Origin of the sequence: Nostoc sp. NMS7, from assembly GCF_017115085.1 — a bacterium.
Lineage (GTDB): Bacteria > Cyanobacteriota > Cyanobacteriia > Cyanobacteriales > Nostocaceae > Nostoc.
In genome coordinates this window covers 61,592-86,113 of sequence record NZ_JABXKJ010000237.1, presented here as the reverse complement: position 1 = coordinate 86,113, position 24,522 = coordinate 61,592, and the positions used below count along the sequence as shown (strand labels likewise).

22 protein-coding genes are annotated in these 24,522 nt (G+C 40.7%); 8 read left to right on the top strand and 14 right to left on the bottom strand.

Annotated elements, in window-relative coordinates; genetic code table 11:
* Positions 1-187: 187 nt before the first annotated feature.
* A complete protein-coding gene (gene carA / locus HWQ38_RS31365) occupies positions 188-1,369 on the bottom strand; it encodes a glutamine-hydrolyzing carbamoyl-phosphate synthase small subunit (protein ID WP_292801649.1) in 1,182 nt (393 codons plus the stop codon).
* 265 nt (positions 1,370-1,634) lie between these two features.
* Here carA and HWQ38_RS31360 point away from each other — a divergent pair, with 265 nt between their 5' ends.
* Positions 1,635-2,684: a retropepsin-like aspartic protease gene (locus HWQ38_RS31360; RefSeq protein WP_292801648.1), complete on the top strand. Its 1,050-nt coding sequence runs from the start codon at positions 1,635-1,637 to the stop codon at positions 2,682-2,684.
* Here HWQ38_RS31360 and trpD read toward each other — a convergent pair.
* The 3 genes from trpD to HWQ38_RS31345 all read right to left on the bottom strand — a co-directional run bounded on the left by trpD (position 2,614) and on the right by HWQ38_RS31345 (position 5,787).
* The gene (trpD, locus tag HWQ38_RS31355; RefSeq protein ID WP_292801646.1) at positions 2,614-3,681 is read right to left on the bottom strand and encodes an anthranilate phosphoribosyltransferase; all 1,068 of its coding nucleotides are present in this window, start codon (positions 3,679-3,681) and stop codon (positions 2,614-2,616) included. The two genes, HWQ38_RS31360 and trpD, sit on opposite strands and share 71 nt — an antisense overlap.
* A gap of 75 nt (positions 3,682-3,756) precedes the next feature.
* Positions 3,757-4,632, bottom strand: a complete 876-nt coding sequence (locus HWQ38_RS31350; protein ID WP_292801644.1) for a DNA adenine methylase — start codon at positions 4,630-4,632, stop codon at positions 3,757-3,759.
* An 18-nt stretch (positions 4,633-4,650) separates the two neighbouring features.
* Positions 4,651-5,787: a hypothetical protein gene (locus HWQ38_RS31345; protein ID WP_292801642.1), complete on the bottom strand. Its 1,137-nt coding sequence runs from the start codon at positions 5,785-5,787 to the stop codon at positions 4,651-4,653.
* 504 nt (positions 5,788-6,291) lie between these two features.
* Here HWQ38_RS31345 and HWQ38_RS31340 point away from each other — a divergent pair.
* A complete protein-coding gene (locus HWQ38_RS31340) occupies positions 6,292-6,471 on the top strand; it encodes a high light inducible protein (RefSeq protein WP_292801640.1) in 180 nt (59 codons plus the stop codon).
* A gap of 102 nt (positions 6,472-6,573) precedes the next feature.
* Here HWQ38_RS31340 and HWQ38_RS31335 read toward each other — a convergent pair whose 3' ends face one another.
* Both HWQ38_RS31335 and HWQ38_RS31330 read right to left on the bottom strand, forming a co-directional pair.
* Positions 6,574-7,665, bottom strand: a complete 1,092-nt coding sequence (locus HWQ38_RS31335) for a hypothetical protein (RefSeq protein ID WP_292801638.1) — start codon at positions 7,663-7,665, stop codon at positions 6,574-6,576.
* Between the two features lie 250 nt (positions 7,666-7,915).
* Positions 7,916-10,891, bottom strand: coding sequence for a molecular chaperone (locus HWQ38_RS31330; RefSeq protein WP_292801636.1), 2,976 nt, complete (start codon positions 10,889-10,891; stop codon positions 7,916-7,918).
* Positions 10,892-10,902: 11 nt separating this feature from the next.
* On the opposite strand from HWQ38_RS31330, the gene HWQ38_RS31325 reads away from it, so the two are divergent.
* Complete coding sequence (locus HWQ38_RS31325) at positions 10,903-11,055, top strand: hypothetical protein (RefSeq protein WP_292801634.1); 153 nt, start codon at positions 10,903-10,905, stop codon at positions 11,053-11,055.
* Here HWQ38_RS31325 and HWQ38_RS31320 read toward each other — a convergent pair.
* Both HWQ38_RS31320 and HWQ38_RS31315 read right to left on the bottom strand, forming a co-directional pair.
* Complete coding sequence (locus tag HWQ38_RS31320; RefSeq protein ID WP_292801743.1) at positions 11,052-11,384, bottom strand: hypothetical protein; 333 nt, start codon at positions 11,382-11,384, stop codon at positions 11,052-11,054. The two genes, HWQ38_RS31325 and HWQ38_RS31320, sit on opposite strands and share 4 nt — an antisense overlap.
* A 19-nt stretch (positions 11,385-11,403) precedes the next feature.
* Positions 11,404-13,944: a proteasome protein gene (locus tag HWQ38_RS31315; RefSeq protein ID WP_292801632.1), complete on the bottom strand. Its 2,541-nt coding sequence runs from the start codon at positions 13,942-13,944 to the stop codon at positions 11,404-11,406.
* A 570-nt stretch (positions 13,945-14,514) separates the two neighbouring features.
* On the opposite strand from HWQ38_RS31315, the gene HWQ38_RS31310 reads away from it, so the two are divergent.
* Both HWQ38_RS31310 and HWQ38_RS40640 read left to right on the top strand, forming a co-directional pair.
* Positions 14,515-14,778 (top strand): hypothetical protein, encoded by a 264-nt coding sequence (locus HWQ38_RS31310; protein ID WP_292801630.1) that lies wholly within the window; start codon positions 14,515-14,517, stop codon positions 14,776-14,778.
* 69 nt (positions 14,779-14,847) lie between these two features.
* Complete coding sequence (locus HWQ38_RS40640; protein WP_366933362.1) at positions 14,848-14,973, top strand: hypothetical protein; 126 nt, start codon at positions 14,848-14,850, stop codon at positions 14,971-14,973.
* Positions 14,974-15,116: 143 nt separating this feature from the next.
* On the opposite strand, the gene HWQ38_RS31300 is transcribed toward HWQ38_RS40640, so the two are convergent.
* The gene (locus tag HWQ38_RS31300; RefSeq protein WP_292801628.1) at positions 15,117-15,527 is read right to left on the bottom strand and encodes a 2TM domain-containing protein; all 411 of its coding nucleotides are present in this window, start codon (positions 15,525-15,527) and stop codon (positions 15,117-15,119) included.
* Positions 15,528-15,744: 217 nt separating this feature from the next.
* On the bottom strand, positions 15,745-15,915 hold the full coding sequence (locus tag HWQ38_RS31295; RefSeq protein WP_292801626.1) for a hypothetical protein: 171 nt from the start codon (positions 15,913-15,915) through the stop codon (positions 15,745-15,747).
* A gap of 312 nt (positions 15,916-16,227) precedes the next feature.
* Here HWQ38_RS31295 and HWQ38_RS31290 point away from each other — a divergent pair, with 312 nt between their 5' ends.
* Entirely contained in the window at positions 16,228-18,393 is a 2,166-nt protein-coding gene (locus HWQ38_RS31290; protein WP_292801624.1) for an FAD/NAD(P)-binding protein, read from the top strand.
* Positions 18,394-18,516: 123 nt separating this feature from the next.
* On the opposite strand, the gene HWQ38_RS31285 is transcribed toward HWQ38_RS31290, so the two are convergent.
* The 3 genes from HWQ38_RS31285 to modA form a co-directional block, all read right to left on the bottom strand.
* A complete protein-coding gene (locus HWQ38_RS31285; protein ID WP_292801622.1) occupies positions 18,517-19,194 on the bottom strand; it encodes a DUF642 domain-containing protein in 678 nt (225 codons plus the stop codon).
* Positions 19,195-19,402: 208 nt separating this feature from the next.
* Positions 19,403-19,978 carry a DUF642 domain-containing protein gene (locus HWQ38_RS31280; RefSeq protein ID WP_292801620.1) on the bottom strand — a complete coding sequence of 192 codons (576 nt, stop codon included), beginning with the start codon at positions 19,976-19,978 and terminating at the stop codon, positions 19,403-19,405.
* A 70-nt stretch (positions 19,979-20,048) separates the two neighbouring features.
* A complete protein-coding gene (modA, locus tag HWQ38_RS31275) occupies positions 20,049-20,903 on the bottom strand; it encodes a molybdate ABC transporter substrate-binding protein (RefSeq protein WP_292801618.1) in 855 nt (284 codons plus the stop codon).
* A gap of 820 nt (positions 20,904-21,723) precedes the next feature.
* Between modA and HWQ38_RS31270 the strand changes: the two genes are divergently transcribed.
* Positions 21,724-22,125: a fasciclin domain-containing protein gene (locus tag HWQ38_RS31270; RefSeq protein WP_292801616.1), complete on the top strand. Its 402-nt coding sequence runs from the start codon at positions 21,724-21,726 to the stop codon at positions 22,123-22,125.
* Positions 22,126-22,276: 151 nt separating this feature from the next.
* Here HWQ38_RS31270 and sfsA read toward each other — a convergent pair whose 3' ends face one another.
* Positions 22,277-23,002: a DNA/RNA nuclease SfsA gene (gene sfsA, locus HWQ38_RS31265; protein WP_292801614.1), complete on the bottom strand. Its 726-nt coding sequence runs from the start codon at positions 23,000-23,002 to the stop codon at positions 22,277-22,279.
* Between the two features lie 380 nt (positions 23,003-23,382).
* Here sfsA and HWQ38_RS31260 point away from each other — a divergent pair, with 380 nt between their 5' ends.
* A complete protein-coding gene (locus HWQ38_RS31260; protein WP_292801612.1) occupies positions 23,383-24,051 on the top strand; it encodes a 2OG-Fe dioxygenase family protein in 669 nt (222 codons plus the stop codon).
* Positions 24,052-24,522 lie beyond the last annotated feature (471 nt).

The following is a 24,522-nucleotide window of genomic DNA, read 5'->3' as shown; positions in this document are numbered from 1 at the left end:
GTCCCCCATTTGCATTTTGCTATTTTTATTTAATCCCAGATGCGACAACTTGACTCTCGCTTTGCTCCAATTCCAAATTAAAAATGCATAGTTCAAAAATAAATCTTTCATTTTGAATTTTGTTAGCGCAGCGTTAGCGAGTCCGCGATAGCGAAGCGGTAGCGAGTCATCGAGCGTCGCGTCATTTTTAATTTTGAATTCCCCGTTCGCGTAGCGTCTCGCAGAGAAGGGGTTGACGTGCTGTTCGCATGGCTTGAACAAATTGCTCAAACAAGTAATCAGCATCGTGGGGACCAGGACTGGCTTCTGGATGATACTGTACGGAGAATACAGGTAGAGATTTGTGACGTATCCCGGCAATGGTGCGATCGTTTAAGTTCAGGTGGCTGATTTCCACAACTGCCGTAGGTAAAGAATCTGGGTTAATCGCAAAACTATGGTTTTGGCTGGTAATTTCTACCCGTTGTTGTGAGCCAGCAGGCTGATTTAAACCACGATGACCAAATTTGAGTTTATAGGTTTCTGCCCCTAGTGCATGACCTAAAATTTGGTGTCCCATACAAATACCAAAGATGGGTTTTTGACTTAATAGGAGTGCTTTTGCAGTTGCAATCCCTTCGGTGACGGCAGCAGGATCGCCCGGACCATTAGAAAGAAACACACCATCTGGATTGTAGTTGAGAATTTCTTCTGGTGAGGTATCAGCAGGCACAACAATCACCCGACAACCGTAACTTGTGAGGCGACGCAAAATATTACGTTTTACGCCAAAGTCAAGGGCAACAACAGTAAAAGGTTCCCCAAGATTTTCCGCAGCCTCAGAGTTAAATTCCCAAGCTGGAATTGTGGCATCTGACCATTCATAAGCCGTTGGGGTGGTGACTTCACCAACCAGATTCAATCCCGCCATGTTGGGAGCCGCTAGTACCTGCTCTAGCAATTCCGCTTCATCGAGAATGTCTGTGGAAATGCCACCGTTCATCGCTCCGAACATCCGAATTTTGCGGGTGAGGGCGCGGGTATCGATGCCGTAGATCCCTGGTACTTGGTTTTGTTTCAGGTAGTCTGGTAAGGATTGTGTCGATCGCCAGTTACTTGGTCGCTGACAAATATTACGCGCGATCGCACCTCGCACTTGAGGCCGATCTGACTCCTCATCTTCAGGATTGACGCCAGTATTACCTAATTCAGGATAGGTAAAAATCACAATCTGACCGGAGTAACTTGGGTCAGTCAGGACTTCTTGATAGCCTGTCATCCCAGTGTTGAACACCACTTCTCCGATCGCGGTTCCCGTAGCACCGAAAGACCAACCGCGATAAGTCGTTCCATCTGCCAGGACAAATAAAGCTGGTATTGCGTCAGTCATAGTAGATTGGGCATTGGGCATTGGACACTTGTACTGAGCGAACGCGAACAGCGTCTCGTAGAGAAGTCGTTGGCGCAGCCTCTGGTAGAGAAGTATTGGGCATTGGGAAAACTCTTCCCTACTCCCTATTCTCCAATACTGCAATTGTTAATTATCTCATAAGTTGAGCAATTGGGAATTTTTAGGATAGTTAATTAAAATTAAAAGGGAATTAAATAAAGTAGCGGGAATGGATTTGGCAAAGCTTGGGCAGTTAGAATTAATTATGCTTCAGTCTTTTTTATCCCGTGCAACCCTAATTTTTATATCAAGCGCTCTAGCGGTTTTGTGTGTTGCCTGTAGTGAAGACAAACGGAACACTGCGACTGGTGGCAATGAGCAACCCACGCCAATTGGGGATCTGGCATCAGTACAGCCGACTGTCGAACCAGTAAAACCAGCAGCTATCCCAGAAGCGCAGCCACTAGAGCCATCTGAAAGTGAACCAAGTCTTTTTGAGATGGGGCGAGACAAAGCTGTTGGCGCTTGGAGTATCAGCCAATCTGCTCAATCTCCAGAGGATTGGAATTTGGTGGTGAGTCAGTATCAGGATGCGATCGCTCTGATGCGAAAAGTGCGGCGACAAAGCGTCGAATTTGCGATCGCTCAAACCAAAATTACTGAATATCGGCGGCAAATTAAATATGCCCAACAGCAAGCTAATCCTCGCCCTGTGAGTGTTGCTGCACCTAAGAGGGTAGTGGTTGTTGTTCCCCAGCTGGCAACTACACCAAAGTTCACTTTACCTCTATCACCTCGTGTAGCAACAAAACCGTTATCACCAGAGCGAGGTTTGCCCTCATCAGTAGTGCTGATTCCCGATCAAGCAGTATTTACAGCCCCGATTAAAAGGCGGATTGGTGGTACGCCAATTGTCGAAGTCACTTTCAATGGCCAGCAAAAATTTGAGATGATTGTGGATACAGGAGCCAGTGGCACTGTCATCACCCAGGAGATGGCCAATGCTTTGGGAATCGTGCCAGTGGGGAAAGCGAAGGCAAACACCGCTAGTTCTAGAGCTGTAGAATTTCCTGTGGGCTATGTTAATTCGATGGCAGTTGGCGGAGTAATAGTGAATAAAGTCGCAGTAGCGATCGCCGGTACGGAATTAGAAACTGGACTTTTAGGACATGATTTTTTTGGCAACTACGATGTCACGATTAAACGTAATGTGGTAGAATTCCGCCCGCAACTGCGATCGCCAATCAATTCCCCAGAAACTCAACTAACTGTTCCAACTTTGTCCAAGCCGCGCCACTTTGTAGGATATCCTTAGCGATTTTAATACCCTCGGCGTGATCCAGCAACGATATTACACCCGCTACTTGCAGCGCCAACGACGCATTCAACGCTACTGCATCCTGTTGTGCCTGAGTTCCCTTTCCTTGCAATACCGCCTTCAGAATCACCGCATTTTCTTGGACATCCCCACCCCGAAGCATACCGATGGTAGCAGGCGTTAAATCCAAATCTAGAGGATTAATCGTAGTTACCTGCACTTCTCCATCTGATAACACCGCTAAGTCAGTTTCATCTCCTAACCCAGCCTCATCAAGTTTTTCTCGCCCGTGCAGCACAATCGCCTTTTCCTTGCCCAAATTCTGTAAAGCTTCGGCAACTGTTGCCAAAAGCTTAGGAGTAAATAACCCTACCACCTGCCCAGTTGGACGCAAGGGATTTACTAACGGCCCAAGCAAATTAAAAATTGTTCGTACTTTCAAAGTCCGCCGTAATGAGGCAACCGCCTTGAGTGCTGGATGCCAACCAGGGGCAAATAAGAAAGTGATCCCCACTTCTTGTAGTGCTGCTTGCACTTTTTCGCTAGAGGCACTCAAGTTTACACCCAAGGTTTCCAAGACATCGGCACTTCCCGTTAGACTTGAGGCTGAACGATTGCCGTGTTTGGCGACGGGTACGCCATAGGCGGCGGCGACAAATGCAACTGCTGTGGAAATATTAAAGGTTGATGATCCATCTCCGCCAGTGCCACAGGTATCTATTACAGTAGTCAGTGCTGACTGGTGAGCGCTGAGTGGGGAACATTGAGATTGTAATACTTCAGCCATGCCGGTCAACTCGTCGGCAGAAATGCCTCTAAAGTTCAGCGCTGTTAAAATAGCCCCTGATAACTCTGGGGGAACCGCTTCACTGAGCCATCCTTGCATCAATTCAGCAGACTGAGTACGGGACAATGATTGGCCATCTATTAATTGTTGCAGCAGGATATACCAGCTAACAGAGGATTCTTGAGCAGCGATCGGGGAAGTTGTCATAGCTAAGGTTTGTATGTTGTAGCTATATTGAGAGCTATGGGAGTTATCCTACCGGAAAATTGTCAGCTATCAAAGTCAGGTTAAAAAATCAAGGCTTAACTGCAAAGCTGGATTCACAAGGTTCTGATTTTGAGCTTTTTTATCCAAATAGTAATTAGTAATGAATAACTCTTTTCCTTTAGCCGCACCACTCTGTCTATAGTTATTCATCCCATACTGCAATTCCCATTCAGAGATATTAGCCGATTGAAAACTTTCTCGAATTTGCGGTGAATCGTCGTAGGTAATTAGCCAGCGATGATGACATTGTTGCAAAAGTTCAGCAAATCTCTGATGTTCAAATGAGGTATGCAAGTCACCCCTTTTACCATATAGCTTTGATTTTGTAGCACTAAAATATGGCGGATCTAAAAATAAAAATACATTTTCTGCTTCTGATTTTAATAGATGACTATAATCTAAATTAGTAATTTGGACATTTTCTGATAGAAGATTTTCTAACTTTTCTAGTCGTTCGATTGAAGAATCAGTAAATCTTTTATGAAAAGCTTCTTGGGAAAAGCCACCTGATTCTATAGTTCCTGAAAAAGTAATTCTATTGAGGACAAAAAAGCGAACTGCTCTTTCTAAATCAGATAAATTGTTGACATCTACCTTACTCAATTCTGCAAAGAGTAATTTGCCATCTGTATATTTAACTTTAATATGTCGAATTTCTTTAAGTAACTGAACCAGATCAGATTGGGCAAACTTCCAGAATAAGAAGACTTCGCGGTTTAAATCGTTAATCCAAATTTTTAAATTAGGAAAGTTTTGTTTTACGTAAATGAATACAGAACCACCACCCACAAAAGGCTCTCTAAATTCAGAAAAGCTCTCTGGCAAGTATTCAGCTATTTGATTTATTGCTTTTGACTTACCACCAGGATATCGTAGAGGACTTTTGAGCATAACCAAAAATTATAATGTTTAAAAATTACTGGATACTTGTATTTTAAGTTTATAATTATTTTGAGCTTCTAAAGCCAATTTTTTGATAATTACTTTTTGATTTGTATTAAAATTTTTAATATTAACTTCTAAAAAATATTCTAGTTCTTCTAGTGATGCATCTGGAAAAACAATAGAACCAACAACATTGTTACCTGTAAGCTTTAGCTTGGTAGCAAACAATACTGGTTCGCCTTTCAATATTAAAGAATCTAAATTAGAAAATAAAATTAGCTTGAATAAACCATCTTCAATATCAGGGAGCTTTGGCAAAGATGCTTTTGAAGTATTTTTTGACTCTTGTATAATATACATATTGTTCTCAAATATTATCTCATCAGGAGTCAAGTAATAAATTCCCCCAAGATAGTTTTCAATACTAAAAGTTGCTTTTAATCCATCCACTAAATATTCTAGCTTGTGAGAAGTCAGCGCTTCCCTCTTACTAGCACTCTGAGAACCTTTAAGAGAAATATTTTTAAATTCTTCAAACTCGTCTTTGATTTTATGTAAATATTTATCTAATCCTTCTCGTGAGTGAATTATTACTCCAGTTTGATTAAAAATAGAATCATAAGAATTTAGAGCTTTTTCAAAAGTTTGTGTAAATCTTTCTTCAAATAGATTTTTGTTCCAATGGAGTGCGCTTTGGCGATATGCTAATATTTCACTGATTTGAAATTTAACAAAATCATTAGCAAATTTCTGATTACTCAACTTATTCTTATTAATTTGCCCCTTTTTGGTGCTTTTTTTGGCTGTTTCATAATAAGCAAGTATTATATATATATTAAGCAAATTCATCCAAGGAATTGTAGAGTATTGAATTTTATCTATATCGCCATCTTTACCTTCATCTTTAATCACCGGGATAAGAGTTATAACTTTCGATGAATTATATGTATTATAAATTCTGGCAAATGGATAACTTCTGGTTCTCTTAGGTGATACCCATTTTGAATAAGCAATTTCAGTTGTAGGTGACTTTATTAATCCATAGCCCCTTTCTTTATTGACATCAAATACATCTAAATTAATCGTACTTAAATTTTCACCTAAGCAAGTTTTATAGGTAACTCCCTTGATAAATCCTGTAAAATGCAGAACTCCTGCCATGTCTTCAAACTTTTCTTAATATTTGTCTATGCCAGAGTTTAGCTCAACTTTGGCTATTAAAGCATGGAAATGACTAAGCAAGAGTTAATTTCCTCCTTACTGGTTACAATTTTATCAAGTAACCTACTGAGGTTTATTGATTATTCTTATGCCCCGTTCTACATCTATCAACCTCGAGTGGAATTTTAGTTATGGCGTATGAATAATCTTATTCACAACAATCTTTCCCTGCGAATTATTGAGGTGATTGTGCTATGTGGAATTCTGACAGCAGTTTGTCTTACCTATATTTGTCTCTGCTAGTAGAGTCATAGGTAATTCGCTGTTGGCGCGTAGCTTACCGCCGTAGGCATCGCAAACCTGCCAATATAAAACTACGTGTCCGTAATATATATTCCCTAACTAAATTTTGTCCTGAGTTTATGTTGCATTTTTGTAAAATTCTGTTACATTACTTTACAGGCAGTCATAACTGTTACAACATAAAAGCTGGGAGTATTATTTATGGCAGACGTTAAAAAGACTACGCTTTCGGTTCCAGAAGATCCTAATGCTTTGCGCTGGGGCTTCACTCCTCAGAGCGAAAACTGGAACGGTCGTTTTGCAATGATTGGTTTTTTATCTATCGTTCTAGTTGAAGCCTTTTCTGGTCAAGGGATTTTACACTTCTGGGGCATCCTCTAGATTTAAACGTTTTTACCTTCATTAGATTATGAGGCAAGGCGGGGATTAGCAAAATTGTCTGCCTTGCCTCATAATCTCAAGAATTAGCAAACTCGCCAGCAACTACCGTGATGAGCGAAATATTACACGACCTGGAGATTCTTCCTGATTAATTCGCGCATATACCCGAAGACAAGTTAAGACTTCGCCAGGAATACCACCACAGTCTAGTTGTAAGTCATCCTTAGAGAAAGCACAGATATCTGCATAAAGCCCTGATAATTGGCGAATTCGCACTTCATTACCTGCATTAATTGCCTGATCAGCAACTTTTTTCAGGATGCGTCGTGATTCGTGTTGTAGCTTTCCCCACCAAGAATAGCGTTCAGCAGGTGGTATAAATACTAGTGAATGTATCGCTTCGTCCATGTCAATCCAGGCACGTAAAATTAAGAGGGCATCAGTATTTTCGTCAGCTTTTTGGGTGCGTTGGAAGCGATCGCTTAAAGCCTCAATATATTGATGGCGCTGTTCTGGTTTAGAGTGTAAAGAGATAACATCGAAGCTAAAAACGCTTTTTAAGGCATGATGTAAATCCGGGTCAATTTCAATAAATTTTAGATATAAATATAGAAATCCTGCGAATATATCTGATGTATTATCTTGGGTAACTTTAAAATTTAAAAGTGCTTTTTGAGACAAGCTTAATCCCTGAGTCTGAATAGTACCACTAAGACCGGGGTAGATAATTTCATCACGGATAAACGGAAGTTGAAAGGTATTAGAATGATCTGCGATCGCACCAACTTCTTGAGCCATATCCAAGGTGCGCGATCGCCAAGATGCAGCCAAATCTTCTGGTATCCGCAGCAGTTTGCGTTGAATTTCATTCCACAAATCTGAGTCTGTTTGGCTTTGTAGTTGGGAATTACCCAGATAATAACTAAGTTCTGTATCTGAATTAAAAGCTTCCCGGAGGTGACTGAGTTTTAAATCATCTGACGCATCTTCCCAACCAGTATTTTGCTGTGGGGGTGCAGGTTGTAACAGGCTATGAAGTTCTTGCAGCACATCATCGCATACCTTGGCTCCTGGATCTAGTGGAAATTCTGCGCGAGCCTGATTTAAAGTAGCCTCTAGTCCATACAGAGTAAAGCGCAATAACCGGGCTAACTCCGAGTTTTTTATTTCTAATAATTGACCCAAGTGCTGCATGAATATTGCCTCCAAATATTACCTGTATGCGATCGTTAAGGGACTTCCAAGTAATAAAATATCCCAATATTTCTTGTAGGATGGGCATCTCGCCCGTCCTGTGAACTGAGCGGCAGTTTTGCAGATATACCAGATGAGAAACAAAATTCTTGCTCCCTCTCCTTACCAAGCGATGCCCTGAGCTTGTCGAAGGGGAGAGGGTTGGGGTGAGGTTTTACAAGGTTTTTTACACTCATTGAGATGCTCCCAATTAATGTATCCCGCAAAATGGATCACGTTCTTTATCAACTTCGTTGGGCTGCAACTCTAATTCAGCAACATAAACACATCCCTCTTCCTTCAAGCATTCTTGACTTTTTGATGTCCAGTAAGGGACTTCACCAGCGTGCATCCGCAGAATGCCTTGATCATCGAGAGTCACACGATATTGGCAAGGATAATCTGTAGTGACATCTGGTTTGCTGAGTGCGCCAATTCTTATCCATTTTTTACTGTTGGTTTCGGCGTCTGTTTGATAAACATAGAAAGTGTGCTGGCCAGTTTGCGGGAAGGGAGGTAAAGGATTACTAATTAATCCGGTTCCTGGTTGCGTCACCCCATCGCGCAAATAGTGAAATTTTTGAAATCTTCTACTACCATCATTTCCTACTTCAAATACAAGATGATAGGCATCTGGTTGATCAACAGTTGCTGACTCGATAACATTGACAGCAATATCACCATCATTCAAGTCTTTATGGAAGCGTCCAACAGCAATATTCCAGTTCAATTTACCATCAGTAAATAACGCTGATGCTTCTGAAACTACCGCTCCTAAATCAATGCCAGCAATATCAATTAAATAATGGGGATTTCCCTGACAAAGCAACACATTAAATTCGAGGGTTTGGTCAATCTCAAACTGGACTTTGATTTTTTTCAGAAACTCTACTTCTTCCATTCCTAGTTTTTTCATCAGGTTTTTGCCGTCAAAGCTACCCCATAGTCGTAAATCTCCATCCTCATAGTCTTGACGGTAGATAATGTTCGTTAATTGCATTCCTTGCCAGCGAGTACGAACTTTGGCGACAGTTTCCCCAGGTGCAAGTTGATAAAGTTCTTGTCCAGCTTTGAATATAGTTAATAAATCGTTACTTTGGGTTTTGCGTTTGAAGTTGCAGGGCAAATAATAAAACAGGTTTTTGACATCAATTTCTAGCTGGTTAGCTCCCTTACGCAGCAAGCTTTTAGACTCTTCTGGATCGAATCTTAATCTTCGCAGTTTCTCGGCATAGCAAGCACCTGCGGAGGTGGCTAGCTTGGTAAATTCCAACACAAAGGTAATCCGTTCTGGATTCCAGACAAAATATGGAGACTTACTAAATTCCTGATAGATTTGGCGCTGCACTATGTCTAAATTACAAGTTTTTCCAGACAAAATTAACCAATCAACTTTTTGGGAATTCCAAGAATCTTTGGTGATATCATCGGGACGCAAACGACTTTCCATCAATCCTTTAGCAATACCGATCGCTTCTTTAATTCCAGAAGCGGCGGCTCGTTCAAATTGCTGGTTATCTAGGGTGACGCAGATGCTATTTGGATCTTTTACTTGCAATTTAACGGCGCTTTGGGTAAGCAGTTCAGAAATTTGCTGCTCAGAAAGTGTGAAGGTTAATAGAGAATTCTCGGTTGGTGGCTTTTGTCCAAGTTTAAGTTTAGCTGCTTCTGCATAATCCCAGAGAAGATAAAAGGATTGCAAACGTTGAGGTGCTTGTTGCCAACGGGTGGGCAATACTTTCTCAGCAGTATCTAGAGCATCTTTGTAAGCAATATCGCCTTCTGGATTCTCTCTGTCCAGACATTTTAAAAGACTGCCAGTTTTGAATTTACCTTGTTCTAAGAAGCGCTCGTTTAACTCAGAGTTAATTAAATCTTCTAGCTTTTCGCTTTCAATATCACCTGTTGCTACTGCTGTCAATAAAAAGTCGGCGATCGCAACTTTTAATAATCTAAATATTCGCAGTGTAATTAACTCACCGCCTAATTGTAAATGACCGGATGATCCTAATAGTTTGGGAGTAAGTTTGTAGTAACGTCCTCCTAAACCTCGGTCTTCATAATCAGCAAAGGTAGGGGTTTTATCTTCTAAAGTCAGTTCAATTAAAGCTAAGTCTGTGGTTCCCCCACCGATATCCAAAACGAGAACATTTTGTGACCATTTGTTTCCAGCATGGCGACAACGAGTTTTGAATGACTCAATACCAATGTTCAAATTACCGCCAAATTCTCGCCACAAAAAGAATATCGCCACAGAAACAGCTTCATCATAAGCAGTTTGCACATCGTCGATTCCCAACTGCTCAACTAATTCCTTAACTTCCTTGCGAACAACCGGTGGGGCGACGGTGGGGTAAGTGACAACTGCTGTTAAAAAATTCCCTTCTGAAAACCTGCGTTGTGCGCGTTGGCGATAATCTTCAGTTAACTCGATTAAATGCGCCCAAGCAGATTGTATTAACTGATTAGCGGTAATTATTTCTTCTTCACCATCCAAAATAACTGAAAACGATCGCTCCTGACCAAAATAGCGTTTGGGTGAATGATGAAACCTGCTGATAATTTCCTTTAAAGAACTACTTGTACCTTGAGCGATCGCTTTTTTTCTGTTATCTCTAGCTTCCCTACCCATCCGCAGTTTTAAGTCCCCTAACTGCGAAATTTCCGACTCGCTGGGAATTTCCGTATCGCGGCGATCAATATCCAGCACAACTGGGATCAGATTTTGTGACTCTAGGGTAGGAACGCGGAACACTTCATGATAGATTTGGTAAAGTTTTTTGCTGACAGCACGGCGGAACCTCTCGCTGTTTCCTAAAGAAAGTTCAATTTGGCGAATTGCTTCTAAAAATCGCTCTTTATTATCACTTTCAAAAACTTCACTTAAGTTTTCTGGTTCTATCTCCAGGTTTTTACTAATTTCTACGATAAACTTTTGCCAATCATCAGCGCTGACATCTGGTAAAGCTACTGAAGCGGGAGAACTTAGCCATTGTGATAAGCGATCGCGCAACCGCATTTCTTGTTCTTTGGGTAAAATTTCGGCGATCGGGACTTCAATGGGATCGAAAAGTGTGACTGTTGAATTCGATGTACCAAAATCTAAAGCAAACCATCCCGGAAATCTTTTTTGTTGTTTCTCACTTGGTTGTTGCTCAGTATAGTTGTTCAATTGGAAAGGGTTCATTATAGTATTAAATGATTCTGTTGTTCACTGGTTTTTTATCTTGGGCGATCGCGGCAGTTAAGCTGTTACTTATACAACTTGTATTATCAGGGTGGGCAAGATGCCCACCCCACAACCATGTTGAAAAAATATTAGTGCAAATTAAAGGCGCAACAGCTTACTAAGTTGATGTTGAAGATTCTTGTTCAGTTGCAAGTCTTACTTGTTTAATGGTTAAATTAAGTAATTGGCCAACGTCTTCCATCGACATACTAAGAGCTAAGAACTGAGGTACAAGTTCAAGTTTTAGTTCTTCTCGTCCTTCTTGTTTAGCTTCTTGATAAACCCTAGTTTCTTCTAACTTAACTCCTAACATAGCCTCTACCTCTTCACGACTTAAGTTGGCAAATTTATAAACAGCGTAGGCGTAGCCCCCCGTAGGCATCGTTGTGATTACATCTATTATCTCCTTTTTAGCTAAGACAGTTATCTGTTCTTGTTGCACTCGCTCAATTAAATTTTTCTGAGTTAGCTTATCTCAAATCATCTGAGTCAGAAATCGCGGCAATTTCTGAAAGAATCTGCAACCAAGTTGGAATTGGTATCTCAGATGGCAATTCCCCAGCCGCCAAATATCTCAGCAAAGTTTCTTTTTTTGAAATGTTTTGCAAACTCGGAATAATTTGATCCAAAATACCTGCTAATTCTGAATTAATTTGCTGATTAACTTCGCTAACATACTGCACAAGATGCAGGCTGGCGCTAGCAGTGATTTCATCTCGTAGTCGCAGAACTAAAAGTTGGTGATTGCTGGATCTGGGTAAACCTTGGCTTTTCTCTGGTGCCCAATCAAAGATTTGACCAACATTGTGTTTATCGTCCTGACGCGCTAAAGGAAAGATGATTTCGGGTGCAACGGTTTTGTCTTTACTACTAATTTCGGAGATGATTGCTTCTTTCCATTCGTTAGGATCGCATCCTAGTAATAATTTGTAAAATAGATCAGCATCTTCAAAACCAAATTTATCTTCGATTTCTTGCTCCATTTCTGGATGAAAAAATGCTTGTAATTGTTCGCGTTCTGGGGCTACATGATTTGATAATTGGTTTAATAAATCTACCACTGCTTGATGGATGCGATCGCGGGCAAAATCTTCTAATTCTTTAACGGTTTTCTCAAATACTGGATAAAAATCATCGCTCTTAGTCGGCAGGGAACTATTTACGCGGTTTCCTCGGTCAAATAATTTCCCAGCTGCACCTTTAGATTCTGCCAGAGCGATCGCTCCATTGTTAGCTTTGTTGAAGAGTAAAGTCCACTGATTCCAATTGAGGATTCTAAATGTCAGTTCGTCTTTCACTACATCGCTGACGACAACACCGCGTCGGTCTTTGAGTGGTTCTTTCCCGATATCTTTTTGGAAATTCCTGTAGATTTTATCCAAGCTTTCCACCACAAAACGCAATTCGATAAAAGCGGGACTGTCTCCTGTAGGGATGCCTTGCTCGTGAATTTCATCTATGATGTCTTTCAAATGATCTTGTTGCTGACTCACCACATCAGCTGCTCTTTTAGTATCTTCATAGAGTTGTTTCAAACCATGAGTAGCAACGTGGGTTTGAATCAATTCCCGCAGCTTACCAAGACCTCCATCTTGACCAAAGTAACCTAGCTGTCTGCCCAAATTGCTGCGGGGATCAGATTTTAACAGCTGTTCACTTAATAGCTCCCATTTCTCTTGCAGCCGTTTAGACCGATCTAAATAATCAGGATAGTCTAAGTTAGCTAAAAACTCTGGTGAACCTGCTTTCACTGTAGTAGAACGTTTTGCTAATTCAACCAATCCCAACAGTGGCGACAGTAAAACGATGCGGTCTTTTTGGGTTGTAAACGCTTCTGCACCATCAATGGTAGTTTGCAGAACTTTGAGTTTTTGGAAAACTGTTTCTTCCTGCAAATGGCTATCTTCAATCAGTTGGTCAAGTTCTCTTTCGCCACCTTCACTGTCTAGGGGTAGTTGATCGAAGCGACCTACACCGACGAGAATTAAATCTTTCAGGTCTTGTCCCGGTCGCTGCTGCTGCATCATCGTAAAGATTTTGTTGGCGCGATCGCTACCGGGAGATTTCCCATTTAGCAATACCAAAATCGTCTGTACTTCTGCCAATTCCCGCAGTGACAAAAAGGTATCCCTAGCTCCCGAATTAGCAGCCCCCAATCCCGGAAAGTCAATGAGAATAAATTTAGCTGCACCCGTAAAATCCCAAATTTCCCGTGATATTTTCACATCGATATCTACGCGGCGGATCAGTGGGAAACTGTTTTGCAATAACTTTGTTGGTAGCCTCTGGGGTGGACTCGGTAATCTGATATGCGCTGGAGGTAAATCCTCAAATTTCAGAGTTTGGATTGCCATTGGCTGTTCAACTAGCTGTAGCCCCTCCTGTGCGGTAATAGCATCAATCTGGTAGCGCCCACCACACATAACTTCCCCATAGGCCTGATAAGCCCGCAGGAATAATACCAACTCCCGCAGTAAATAACGTAGCTCCAAATTGTTACTACTATTCCATGCTTCTTCACACCAGCTAATAATATCCTTCCCAGAGTTGAGTTTCGATACTGGTATAGGAGGAAGTCCAGCTGCTGCTGTTCGTTTATTTGCTTCCCCTAGCATGAAGCGTAGACACTCATGTACTCCTTCATGAGAAAGATACTTCACCGTAAAATTAGTTAATTGAGTCGTTGCGAACTCCTCTTGCGGGATGATATGTATGGCGGTAACATTACCTGTAGTGGGGTTTTCACTCACTGGCAAACCATCTGCATATCCAATTAGACTTCCTAAAAGTAAGGTTTTCCCACTACTAAATTCCCCCATCACCCCAATTTTGACAGGCGAAGTTGCCAAGTCTACGGTTTTCTGGGCAGCTGACCGCAAACGCAGGAGACAGTCATCAAGACTAGCTGGAACCCAATCTTCTTGTTTAGAAGGGAACTGGGGCACAGAATCTATCTTTCGGAGGATGAATTCGCCGTACTCCTTAAAACGGCTTAGTTTATCTGGTTCCATAGAGTAGTTTCCGCCTAACATGAATTTCTCTGAGCTTTATAACATATAAAACGCGATTGTTAGCCATTGTTGCAACGTGTTGATCTCACATTTAGCATTTCTATCATTTAATTTGCGATTTTGGTATAAGGCATTTTGAACGGTCAAGACAATTTGGGAAAATCGCATTTTGCTGGGAAAATTAACAAAGAATGCATTTGTCATAATCCAGATTTAGGAAGAAATAAAGTGGGGTTTTATACCACAAAATGACTATATACTCCTTAGTATAGATGTGAGTATTAAACCCTTTTATACCCCTGATTTTAAGCAAGCTACATCGATCAGCCGGACTCTAATTCATGCTGAATTCTTCTTGATAAAAAATCAATATTTATTTGGTATGAAATTCTTTAGTATTGTGAATTTCTTATAAAGACCTCAGCGCCTTACAGAAAATCATCTAGTTTCCGTGAAGCTAAACCAGGTTTTTGAGCAATCCAATTACATAGCTTATACTAAGTTGCAATCAGATGTAATAGGGTATAAAAAGAGATTACTCTTAACAGATATCAAGTCTTATAAGTGGATATGAGTCAAGTTACGCAAGCCTTTCCTGATCTGGATTTAGAGACGGTAAAGCAAAAAGTAAAGTTGGCAACATCGCCCAATCGAGAAACAAAAATGGCTGGTTATATACAATGCGATCGCAGACCCACAGCGCTGGTTAAATTTCCTAGATTTCTCGGTAAAGAGGTTTGGAGTAGCCCTAATGACCATAGAGAATTTATTGAAAGCGGCGGGAAACTCAATTCCCTTGAGTGGGTGGAGAGGGATAGCAGCCGCGCTCAGTGACCACCGCCCCAACCCTTGGGGCATAGGGCATGGGGCAAACAGGTAACTTCTTCCCATTCCCCATTCCCCATGCCCAAAAACTCCATCCCCTTGTGGGTGGAGTTTTTTATCCTCATCATTCGTTGGGCAACGCTGGAGCAGTGGAAAGCCATACCCCAAGCCGATTTGCAGACTATCGAAGACAAATTCATCTAACTACTGGGAGAATCCTATCCGATACTGGAGTCAGCAGAGTATCAAGTACGGAAATTTCGCCATTTGTAGGTGCAAGATGACTCCCAACTCATCGGGGCGCATGGCTGTGCCTTGTTGTCTCCATTTTTCAAAGTAGGGAGAGGTTAAATTTCTGTACGCCATTTCTGAAGGGCTATCTCGTAATCCTCTGTTTTACTCTGATAAACACTCTGCCAATGAAAAAATAGTCCTAACCCCCATCCTAAAACTGGGAAGATAGCCCAAAAATAACTAGGACTAGTAATTAAATTCAACAGAATCAGGCATAAATTCACCGCTAGGAAGGAAATAAAGTGTGCCCAAAACGCTCTGCGTCGGAAAGTATTAAATGTGCGCCGCGAACCTTCCTCTTCTTGTTGAGCTAACCACTTTTGTTCAGTTGTTTCCAACATATTAGAAGAAATACCTAACTCAGATGCCATTTCTACAAGCTCTTCTCGTGAAAATTCACCTTCCTGTTTACGAGTGAGTGCTATTTGAAGGATTTGTTGCACATCTTCGGAATCGTAAGTCATTTTAATTACCTTATAAGTTTGTGTGTAAATACGCTTTTGATTTCACGAAGTTTTCCATAGGCTTCGTTCAATTCAGTTAGCAAATGCTTCCACATTTTGCACCCAATACTTAGTGACATTCACAAGCTTATTATTTTCTCATAATCGATTTAGGGCTACTGTATTTCTCAATACCTCTATATTGCTTTTCCTAATAAGAATGAGGTAAAGCTTAACCTCACCTCCTCTCCTTACCAAGGAGAGGGGTTAGAGGTGAGGTTTTGATGTGATCTACTTCATCCACCTGGGAACCGCTATATGACAATGCCCTAACAGCGATCGCTCTTAAGACATTGAGGCAAACATTATCTGAAAGTTGAATGCTACTAGTGTCAGAGAATGTTGACAATTTTCAAGGTAAAATTCTCGCTTTTGAACGGTTTTTTGATGTTAATTAAAAACCCCGGTATTTGCATCGTATTTGGATGCAATAGACACATTAATTTTAGATAAATAGTTCCAAAACGTTGTCTCATCTAGATTTTAGTTTGTGTAATCTGACGATCACCAGTCTCTCGATTTGGGAAATTAGATACTCAACTGCAATTCCCACTTATTCATGGGCATATGTGGTTTTTGAACTAATTCATTCCGCCTAACAACTTCCAATAAGCGTAAATTTCAATTTATCGGCCGTAAATTGATAAGTAGAAAGCAGAAAATGCAACTCACACGTCCTATGAACAACAGCATTTTTAACCGAACCGCCTCTCCAGTTGCGATCGCCATTATTGGTGGTGGCTTTAGCGGTTCTCTGGTTGCAGCTAATCTTTTACGCAACGCAACTATGCCATTATCCATCAAGTTGATTGAACGTAATTCGGAAGTGGGTAGAGGAGTTGCTTACGGGACACCAGTAGACTGTCACTTGCTGAATGTGCCTGCGGGTAACATGAGCGCTTATGCTGATGAACCAAATCACTTCCTCAACTGGCTGCACAAAAATGGGCATGAAGAAGTAACTGCATCTACCTTCGTTCCGCGTCGGGTTTATGGGGACTATGTGCAGGCGACTTTAAAAGCAGCACAGGTAAATGCACTGGCTAATGTGCAGCTAGAGAAGATTATCGATGAAGCGATCGCCATTGCAACAAAACCCCACAACACAATAGTTTACCTGAGCAGTGGTCAATGTTTGTATGTGCAAAAAGCGGTGTTAGCGTTGGGCAATTTCCCGGCAATTCTGCCTGCACCGCTCGCCGTTTTAGACAACCGCTATGTTAAAGATGCTTGGTCTGCGGATGCAATTACCGACTTAAATCCAGAGGATGCTATTCTGCTGGTGGGTACTGGGTTAACAATGGTAGATGCGGTTGTTGCCCTGCATCAACAAGGGTTCCAGGGACAAATTCATACCGTCTCGCGCCACGGATTGATGCCCTTTAAGCACAAATCAACAGCTGCTTATCCGGCATTTATTAATGTAGAAACTGCGCCAAAAACGGCGCGAGGACTGCTACATCTGGTACGTCAAGAACTGCGCCAAACCCTTACCCAACAAGACGCTCAAGATTGGCGGGCGGTAATCGATGCCATGCGCCCAATTATTTCAGAACTTTGGCAAGCACTGCCATTACCGGAACAGAAGCGATTTCTGCGCCATGTCAAAGCTTATTGGGAAGTTCACCGTCATCGGATTGCTGAAGGAATTGCGGAAGTAATGGATGCTGCAATGGAATCTGGTCAACTGAACCATTACGCAGGTCGGATTCAAAGTTGTCAGGAGTTAGAGAATGGAGTGAATGTGAGCATCTGCGAACGTGGGACGCAGAAAAATATCCTTTTGCAGGTGAAGCGGATTATCAACTGCACCGGCGCAAATTGTGATTACCGCAGATTGCAGCATCCATTGGTCGCTAGCATCCAAGAACAACGGCTCATCCGTCCCAACATCTTGTCAATGGGAATCGACACCGCCCCCAATGGTGCGCTGATCGATGCAGATGGAAATACATCTCAAATGCTCTACACCTTGGGGACACCGCGTAAGGGCAATCTTTGGGAAACCACTGCTGTTCCAGAAATTCGCGTTCAAGCGGCAAATTTGGCACAGGAGTTACTCAAATCTCTCAATCCAAAACCCGATGCTACTACTTTTGGGTTGATGAAACCTAGTATGTTATTTCGTCAACTATTCGATAAAGAATCTAGTACTTATACTTACTTAATTGCCGATCCAGAAACCAAAACAGCTATTCTAGTTGATCCTGTATTGGAGCAAGTCGAACGTGATCTTCAGATATTGCGACAATTGGGGCTGACCCTGCGCTACTGTATAGAAACTCACATTCATGCTGACCACATTACTGGAACAGACAAACTCAGGTCACTGACGGGTTGTTTGGCGATTTTGCCTGAGAATGCTGCGGCCACCTGTGCAGATTACTACATTGCCGATGGAAATATGTTGGAATTAGGGAACGTGCAGATTCGGGCGATCGCTACCCCTGGTCACACTGATAGCCACATGGCATACTTAGTTAACGACACTCACCTATTAACTGGAGATGCCCTGTTTATTCGGGGTTGTGGTCGTACCGACTTCCAAAACGGCGACGCTGAATCACTGTATGATGCCGTCACTCAAAAGCTATTTACATTACCAGATGACACCTTGGTATATCCCGGTCACGACTACCAAGGACAGACAGTATCCACTATTGGCGAAGAAAAGTGCTGGAATCCTCGTTTTGCTGGACACAGCCGCAACCAGTTTATCGAACTAATGAAAAACCTCAACTTACCCCAACCGAAAAAGATTCTAGAAGCTGTACCTGCAAATCAGCATTGTGGCAGAATTTTAGCTGCACTAGATTATCAAATTTGAACAAATATACCAGATGAGAAACAAGATTCTTGCTCCCTCTCCGAACCCACGGAGAGGGTTGGGGTGACGTTTGACAACGCTTTTTAGGAAAGTGAGATGCTTCCCTGTTTTTTTCTGAGCTTTCTAACTCATTGCCTTCTTTTTCTTCAGCCATATTCCCAACAACCCAGCAGTAACTATTATTCCTCCAATAGTTGATGGCTCAGGCACAGATTTTACACTTACATTATCCAAGTATAAGAATGAATGTCTATCCACAGACCCAAATTTTAACTCTGTAGATGATGCGTCTGCCGTGAAATTAAACTTATATGGCGTGTATGGTTGAAAAGAAATATTTTTTTGATCGAAAATATTTTTTCCACCTATAAATGTCTGAAATTGATTATTAAGGTCAGATGGCTCGTCTGTAGATGCTAAATAGTAACTAAGTTCGTATTTCTGACCAGGTTGTGTAGAAAGCGTCTGTGATATGTAGCTGAGGTCTATAAATCCACCAAGTGATAAGCCCTGATTACCACTTTCAGGAAAATTACTAATTCTCATCCCTGATGTATCCATCGGATCACCAAACTTAGTCCATCCTGTAATATTAGGATTTGTAGTGTCGGGATTATGAGGATCTACAAGGGGGTCGAGTTCAAATCCTCCGTTAAAAACAAGGTTTCTAGGATCTACAACGTAGTTGGGATCATATTCTGCTTGCGCTACTGGAATATAACTAGTAGTAATCACAGCAGTACTAGCTAAACTAGTGGTAAAACTAAAAACAATAATTGAGAGTTTTTTAGTTAACTTCATAAAACTTGATTCCAAATAATTCCAAATTACGACAATTAAAACAAGCAAATAATTACATCCATGCTGGCTCTAAGTATTGTCATTGAAGGTGGCAGGAGGAGCAAATCACTTATAGGATTCGGCACCTCCTGATTTGGAGCCAGACATTGAGAATGAGGGTTAGCTTGTCATCTGGGGTTTATTTATCCCCATAGTTTTCTCGTTGATGTTAAGGTATCGCTTTGACACTTACATCATCCAAATATAAAAACGCATACTTTGCTAAGGAACCAAACTTGATCTCTGTGGATCTTCCTTTGGCTTTAAAATCTAATCTGTATTGTGTGTAGGGTTGGAAAGGAGTATTGTTTTTAACAGAAACCTTCTGCCCAGCTATAAAAACCTTAAATTTATTCTTCAGGTCAGGTGCTTCCTCTGTGGATGCTAAATAGTAAGTAAGTTGGTAATGTTGACCAGGAACTGTATGGATAATTTGTGATATATAGCTAATGCCTGAAAATGAGCCAAGCGATAAACCTTGATTACCAGTTTTAGGAAAGTTGCTAATTGTAATACCTGATATATCTATCGGATCACCAGATTTAACCCATCCTGTAACATTAGAATTTGCAATGGTGGGATCATTAGGAGCTATGAGAGGATCAATTTCAAATCCCCCGTTGATAATCAACTCTTGTCCTTCTGCTTGTGCTGCTGACTTATAAGTATTAGTAATCACAGCAGTATAAAGGAAGGCAGTAGTCAAACTACAAACAATAACTGAAACTTTTTTAGTCAACTTCACGAGACATTACTCCAAATAGTTCAAAATTCACGACAATGAGTATTTACTTAACTGGTTTACTTTGTGGTGATTAAGGCAGGACAAAGCCATAATTATTTTTGAAAATATTCTTGGCAGTATTACCATTTAAGTAGTTAGAAAAACTCTGTGCCGTCGATAAAGCTGTAGTTCTGGTGAGTATACCTAGTGGATAGACAATCGGATTACTCTCTGTTGTGAGGGCAATGTCTACGACTCTTACCTTGTTAGAAATGGCAGCATCGGTTTTGTAAACCAAACCTGCACTGATAGTTTTATTTACACCTCCAACTAGAAGAGTTTTATTTTCAACAGCAGTTAAAACGTTACGCACATTACTAGCACGGTATAATTTAGGACTGACAGCAGTAAAAATACCTCGGCTAGTGAGAACTTGTTTGGCATAATTTCCGGCTGGCACAACTGGAGGAGTACCTGTGTAGTCACCGATAGCAATACCAGTAATGTTGGCATTGACCAAACCATTGAAGCTAGTGAGAGCAGCACTACCAGCACTAACGCCAGGTGTCGTAGGAACAATCAAAACTAGACTATTTTTAACAACGTTTTTACGGCTACCTGCAACCAATTTACTTGGGGTTGCATTCTGCAAAACATTTATTTGGTCGGTAGCAGCAGAAATGAAAATATCTGCTGGAGCTCCTGCTTGTATTTGGCTCAGTAAGGTACCAGAAGCACCAAATGTATAAACAACGTTGACACCTGGGTTAGCATTTTGGTACTGAGTCTTAATGCTATTCAGGGCGTTTGTTAAGCTGACAGCCGCATATACGTTAAGTGTAGTTATGGAGCTTGCTGGCGAGAAATTCACAAACTGCAAGCCTATTACCAGCGTCATGCTGCTAACTGCCGTAGCAATCCAAACAATAAGTCTTCTTCTGTTCATAAAAGTTATAGTTCGAGGAAAATATTACCTAAAAGTCTCATTGTTGACATACCTGACTTACGCGCAGGCAACGGAAAAACCAACCACAGAGATGTCAGTGGACATGGAAAAATGACAGTTTGAGTATTCTGGAAATAAACGGTCAATCACAATCGCTAAAAGCATTAGTGTGATGAACCATTTATTATTTCCAAGTAGAATTACACAAACAGCCAGTGAAATGTATTTAGTGATGAAATAATATCAGTTAAATACGCTCATTACCAACCTTTTTGGTTAAGAAATCCTGACAATAAGCAAAGGCATCTAAATACTCAATAAAGGCTGAACTGCATCCTGTATAAAGGTTTTATTATAAATTTACCAGATATTATTAAATATCTAAAATCCTAGATATACCAACAAAATAGTTTTAATTATCTGTTTAAACCTCATCTAAGTTGAGAACCGTAGTTTTTGCCCTCACCCTAAATCTGGGATTCGGGGTTGGGGGATGAGGGCAAATCCTTTTGATCACCGAAGAACTACAGGTTTCAAGATAGACGCGGTTTAACTAACTTTTTTGGTAAAAGCAGGGCTGTGTTGATAGTAGTGAACAGCGATCGCCCCTACCTTTGTGTAGAAAAAGGACGCATCCAGGAATACTCATAACTCATCCGCCCAAAATAATCCCGATATTATTCTTTATTCGGATAAAAATATATATAAACTTTTATGTTATCAATAGAAAATTTGATTTGACATACGCCTAACGATAGATAGATTTTATCGAACAAATAGTTTAAATTTGTAACAGGTTACACAGAACTAGGTAAAACACATGGCCAACATAATTGACACTGCCACTAATAATGGTTCTTTCACAACACTAGTTGCAGCAATCCAAGCGGCTGGTTTGGTAGATACACTCAAAGGTCCTGGTCCATTCACCGTTTTTGCACCCACTGATGCAGCGTTTAATAAGCTTCCAGCAGGTACAGTAGACGCATTACTCAAAGATATTCCTAAGCTCAAGAAAATCTTGACCTATCATGTCGTCTCAGGTAAAGTACTGGCTGCTGATGTAGCTAAACTGAAGACAGCTACAACAGTTGAAGGTTCAGATGTCAAAATTGATGCTTCTAATGGCGTCAAGATAAATGATGCAAAAGTTGCAACAGCAGATGTTGCTGCTGATAACGGTGTCATCCACGTTATTGACACAGTTTTGATTCCTGCATAAGCAAGCTTTAGAATAGCGAATGCTATTTGTGGGGCGGCGACTATTTATAGTCGTTTCTCCATCACTGTTTGGATGCTTTTTAGTAAACACATCTACCAACAAATCCATCTAGACACGATCTAGATGGATTTGTTGTTTAATTTAGATGTAATTAAATTTTTAGTTTTGCCAAATCTAAATAACGGATACCTTCGGGGGAAATGTCAAAACGACAAGGTAAGACTTCTAAACCAAGAGCGATCGCATCCCGTAATAATTTACCATATATAGGATCTGTGCGATCGCCAGGGGAAAACTCAGTACAATCACTGCGATTAATAAAGTAAAGCATCACCGCACGAGTTAGAGGTAGCAGCGCCATTAATTCTCGCAAGTGCTTTTGTCCTCTTGTAGTCTCCGTGTCAGGAAATAAGGCTAATCTCCCCTCAGAGAAAGTTGTATTTTTCACTTCTAAATAAATCGGGCGTTCTTCATCACTCCCCGTCAAGAAAAAATCTACTCGACTTTTTTTATCAAGTCCATAAACCACCTCCCCCTTAATTTGGCTATAGTCGCCTAATTCTGGGAAAAGATGTTTCGCCAAAGCCAGTTTTATCACCCGATTCGGTAAAAAAGTATTTATACCTACCCAAGTTGGCTCATTGTCATGTACTTGAATTAGTTCTAAAGTGTAAGCCAATTTGCGGTTAAGATTATCGCTTTTGGAAAGCTGTACAGCACTTTGGGGAGTCGATACTCCAGTCATTGGCCCTGTATTTGGACAATGTGCTGTCACTATTTCGCCAGAAGTAAGTTGAACGTCAGCAAAAAACCGCTTGTAGCGTTTTAGCAGAATACCTGGATATAAAGGTGGGTAACGGTAAAGCCAATCAATCATTATGAAACCTTGTTGTTGCTAGTAAATATACGTCGATTTCTTCTCCACCGAACCCCCATCAGCAAATCTTTTCAGCAGCTACTCATACACTTATGAGTATCAGGACTTACGCAAACAATAGCCCAAACCCTGATTTTAGGGTAGGGGCAATTCATGTAGCTTTAGCTTCCCGCAGGGTATTGCCCCTACGCTGTGTAGTTTTGCGTAAGTCCTAAGTATTACTTCGCCTTGTGACAGAATTTGAGTGATTTTTATATCATAAAGTGTCATTTTTTATAATTAAATTGACAACATCTTAATAAAAAGTAGCATATACTAGGTGTTATAAGCCTCCCATAAAAAAATCTGGGAGAATTTCAATGTGCAAGGAGGTAAATCCTATGCAAAAAGTGGGAACAGCAACGGAATTAGAATATGCTTTTCTGTTTACTTTAAGAAAGGTAAATTCGATCAATTTAGAAGGTTTTAAGCCATTTTTTAATAATATGCCTATTGACCCTTATATCAAAGGCAACTATCGTTCGAGAAGATTATCTCGGTTCACAGTCTCTGGAAATGAGTTAATCAAATTACCTCATGGCTACTTTTTCCAAAGTAAAGAATATAATCCATTAGCGGGTGACATAAAAAGAGAATTTCCAGAATTAGATGATGCACTCATAGAACTTGATATTTTCAGAAATCTTGTTTTGGCATTTAGTGATTCTTCTAAACTTCATCCAGAAGCTGAAATCGGAGTTCATCAAATTAGAATTATTTGTTCGCCAGACAATTCAGCTAATCCAGCACCTGAAGGTATCCATCAAGATGGTACTGATTTTATTGGCATCTTCTCAGTAGATAGAGATAATATTCAAGGTGGAGAAACACATTTGTATACTGCCAAAAAAGAAAAACCTGTGTTTAGCAAAGTTTTAAATCCGGGGGAACTCTTATTGGTAAATGACCATGAATTTTTACACTTCGCCAATCCCATAAAACCACTAACTGATGCTAAAGGAAGTTGGGATGTTTTTGTACTGACTTCTCCTAGCTTGCTTTCAGAATAATTCTAGTCAACTCTAAATATTTTATAATCTACGAGATATGGGGAATTGAATATAGTCATTTTCCCAACTTTTTTATTTGGAATTGGAAATAATCGGGCTAATATAGCAATACAGTTCAGCTAAGGGTTTCTTCCTTCTCTTTCTTCTCTTCCAACTCTTCTCTACGAGAGGCTGCGCCAAGGAGACGCTACGCGTCTACGTTAAAAAAATTGACTTTGACAAAGAGTTAAGCCTTAACTGAATCTATTTTCAATTGGATAATTGTGAAGTTATTGCAACAATTATCTGTATTGCAGTCTGAAAGAACGAATATGCGTACAACAGACAAAATATTATTAATGTCAATAGCATTTGAGATGCGCTTACCCTGGTTGGGGATTGGGAACTATGAATTACGAATAGTTACTGACTCTTGACCTTTGACTATTAACAATGTACTTTATGTAGTGTTTTAATTTTAGAGAAAACTAA

What these genes read in the sequence shown, in the direction of transcription:
- carA (WP_292801649.1), bottom strand. Translation starts at nt 1,369, where the DNA reads ATGACTGACGCAATACCAGCTTTATTTGTCCTGGCAGATGGAACGACT.
- HWQ38_RS31360 (WP_292801648.1), top strand. Translation starts at nt 1,635, where the DNA reads ATGCTTCAGTCTTTTTTATCCCGTGCAACCCTAATTTTTATATCAAGC.
- trpD (WP_292801646.1), bottom strand. Translation starts at nt 3,681, where the DNA reads ATGACAACTTCCCCGATCGCTGCTCAAGAATCCTCTGTTAGCTGGTAT.
- HWQ38_RS31350 (WP_292801644.1), bottom strand. Translation starts at nt 4,632, where the DNA reads ATGCTCAAAAGTCCTCTACGATATCCTGGTGGTAAGTCAAAAGCAATA.
- HWQ38_RS31345 (WP_292801642.1), bottom strand. Translation starts at nt 5,787, where the DNA reads ATGGCAGGAGTTCTGCATTTTACAGGATTTATCAAGGGAGTTACCTAT.
- HWQ38_RS31340 (WP_292801640.1), top strand. Translation starts at nt 6,292, where the DNA reads ATGGCAGACGTTAAAAAGACTACGCTTTCGGTTCCAGAAGATCCTAAT.
- HWQ38_RS31335 (WP_292801638.1), bottom strand. Translation starts at nt 7,665, where the DNA reads ATGCAGCACTTGGGTCAATTATTAGAAATAAAAAACTCGGAGTTAGCC.
- HWQ38_RS31330 (WP_292801636.1), bottom strand. Translation starts at nt 10,891, where the DNA reads ATGAACCCTTTCCAATTGAACAACTATACTGAGCAACAACCAAGTGAG.
- HWQ38_RS31325 (WP_292801634.1), top strand. Translation starts at nt 10,903, where the DNA reads ATGATTCTGTTGTTCACTGGTTTTTTATCTTGGGCGATCGCGGCAGTT.
- HWQ38_RS31315 (WP_292801632.1), bottom strand. Translation starts at nt 13,944, where the DNA reads ATGGAACCAGATAAACTAAGCCGTTTTAAGGAGTACGGCGAATTCATC.
- HWQ38_RS31310 (WP_292801630.1), top strand. Translation starts at nt 14,515, where the DNA reads ATGAGTCAAGTTACGCAAGCCTTTCCTGATCTGGATTTAGAGACGGTA.
- HWQ38_RS40640 (WP_366933362.1), top strand. Translation starts at nt 14,848, where the DNA reads ATGCCCAAAAACTCCATCCCCTTGTGGGTGGAGTTTTTTATCCTCATC.
- HWQ38_RS31300 (WP_292801628.1), bottom strand. Translation starts at nt 15,527, where the DNA reads ATGACTTACGATTCCGAAGATGTGCAACAAATCCTTCAAATAGCACTC.
- HWQ38_RS31290 (WP_292801624.1), top strand. Translation starts at nt 16,228, where the DNA reads ATGCAACTCACACGTCCTATGAACAACAGCATTTTTAACCGAACCGCC.
- HWQ38_RS31285 (WP_292801622.1), bottom strand. Translation starts at nt 19,194, where the DNA reads ATGAAGTTAACTAAAAAACTCTCAATTATTGTTTTTAGTTTTACCACT.
- modA (WP_292801618.1), bottom strand. Translation starts at nt 20,903, where the DNA reads ATGAACAGAAGAAGACTTATTGTTTGGATTGCTACGGCAGTTAGCAGC.
- HWQ38_RS31270 (WP_292801616.1), top strand. Translation starts at nt 21,724, where the DNA reads ATGGCCAACATAATTGACACTGCCACTAATAATGGTTCTTTCACAACA.
- sfsA (WP_292801614.1), bottom strand. Translation starts at nt 23,002, where the DNA reads ATGATTGATTGGCTTTACCGTTACCCACCTTTATATCCAGGTATTCTG.
- HWQ38_RS31260 (WP_292801612.1), top strand. Translation starts at nt 23,383, where the DNA reads ATGCAAAAAGTGGGAACAGCAACGGAATTAGAATATGCTTTTCTGTTT.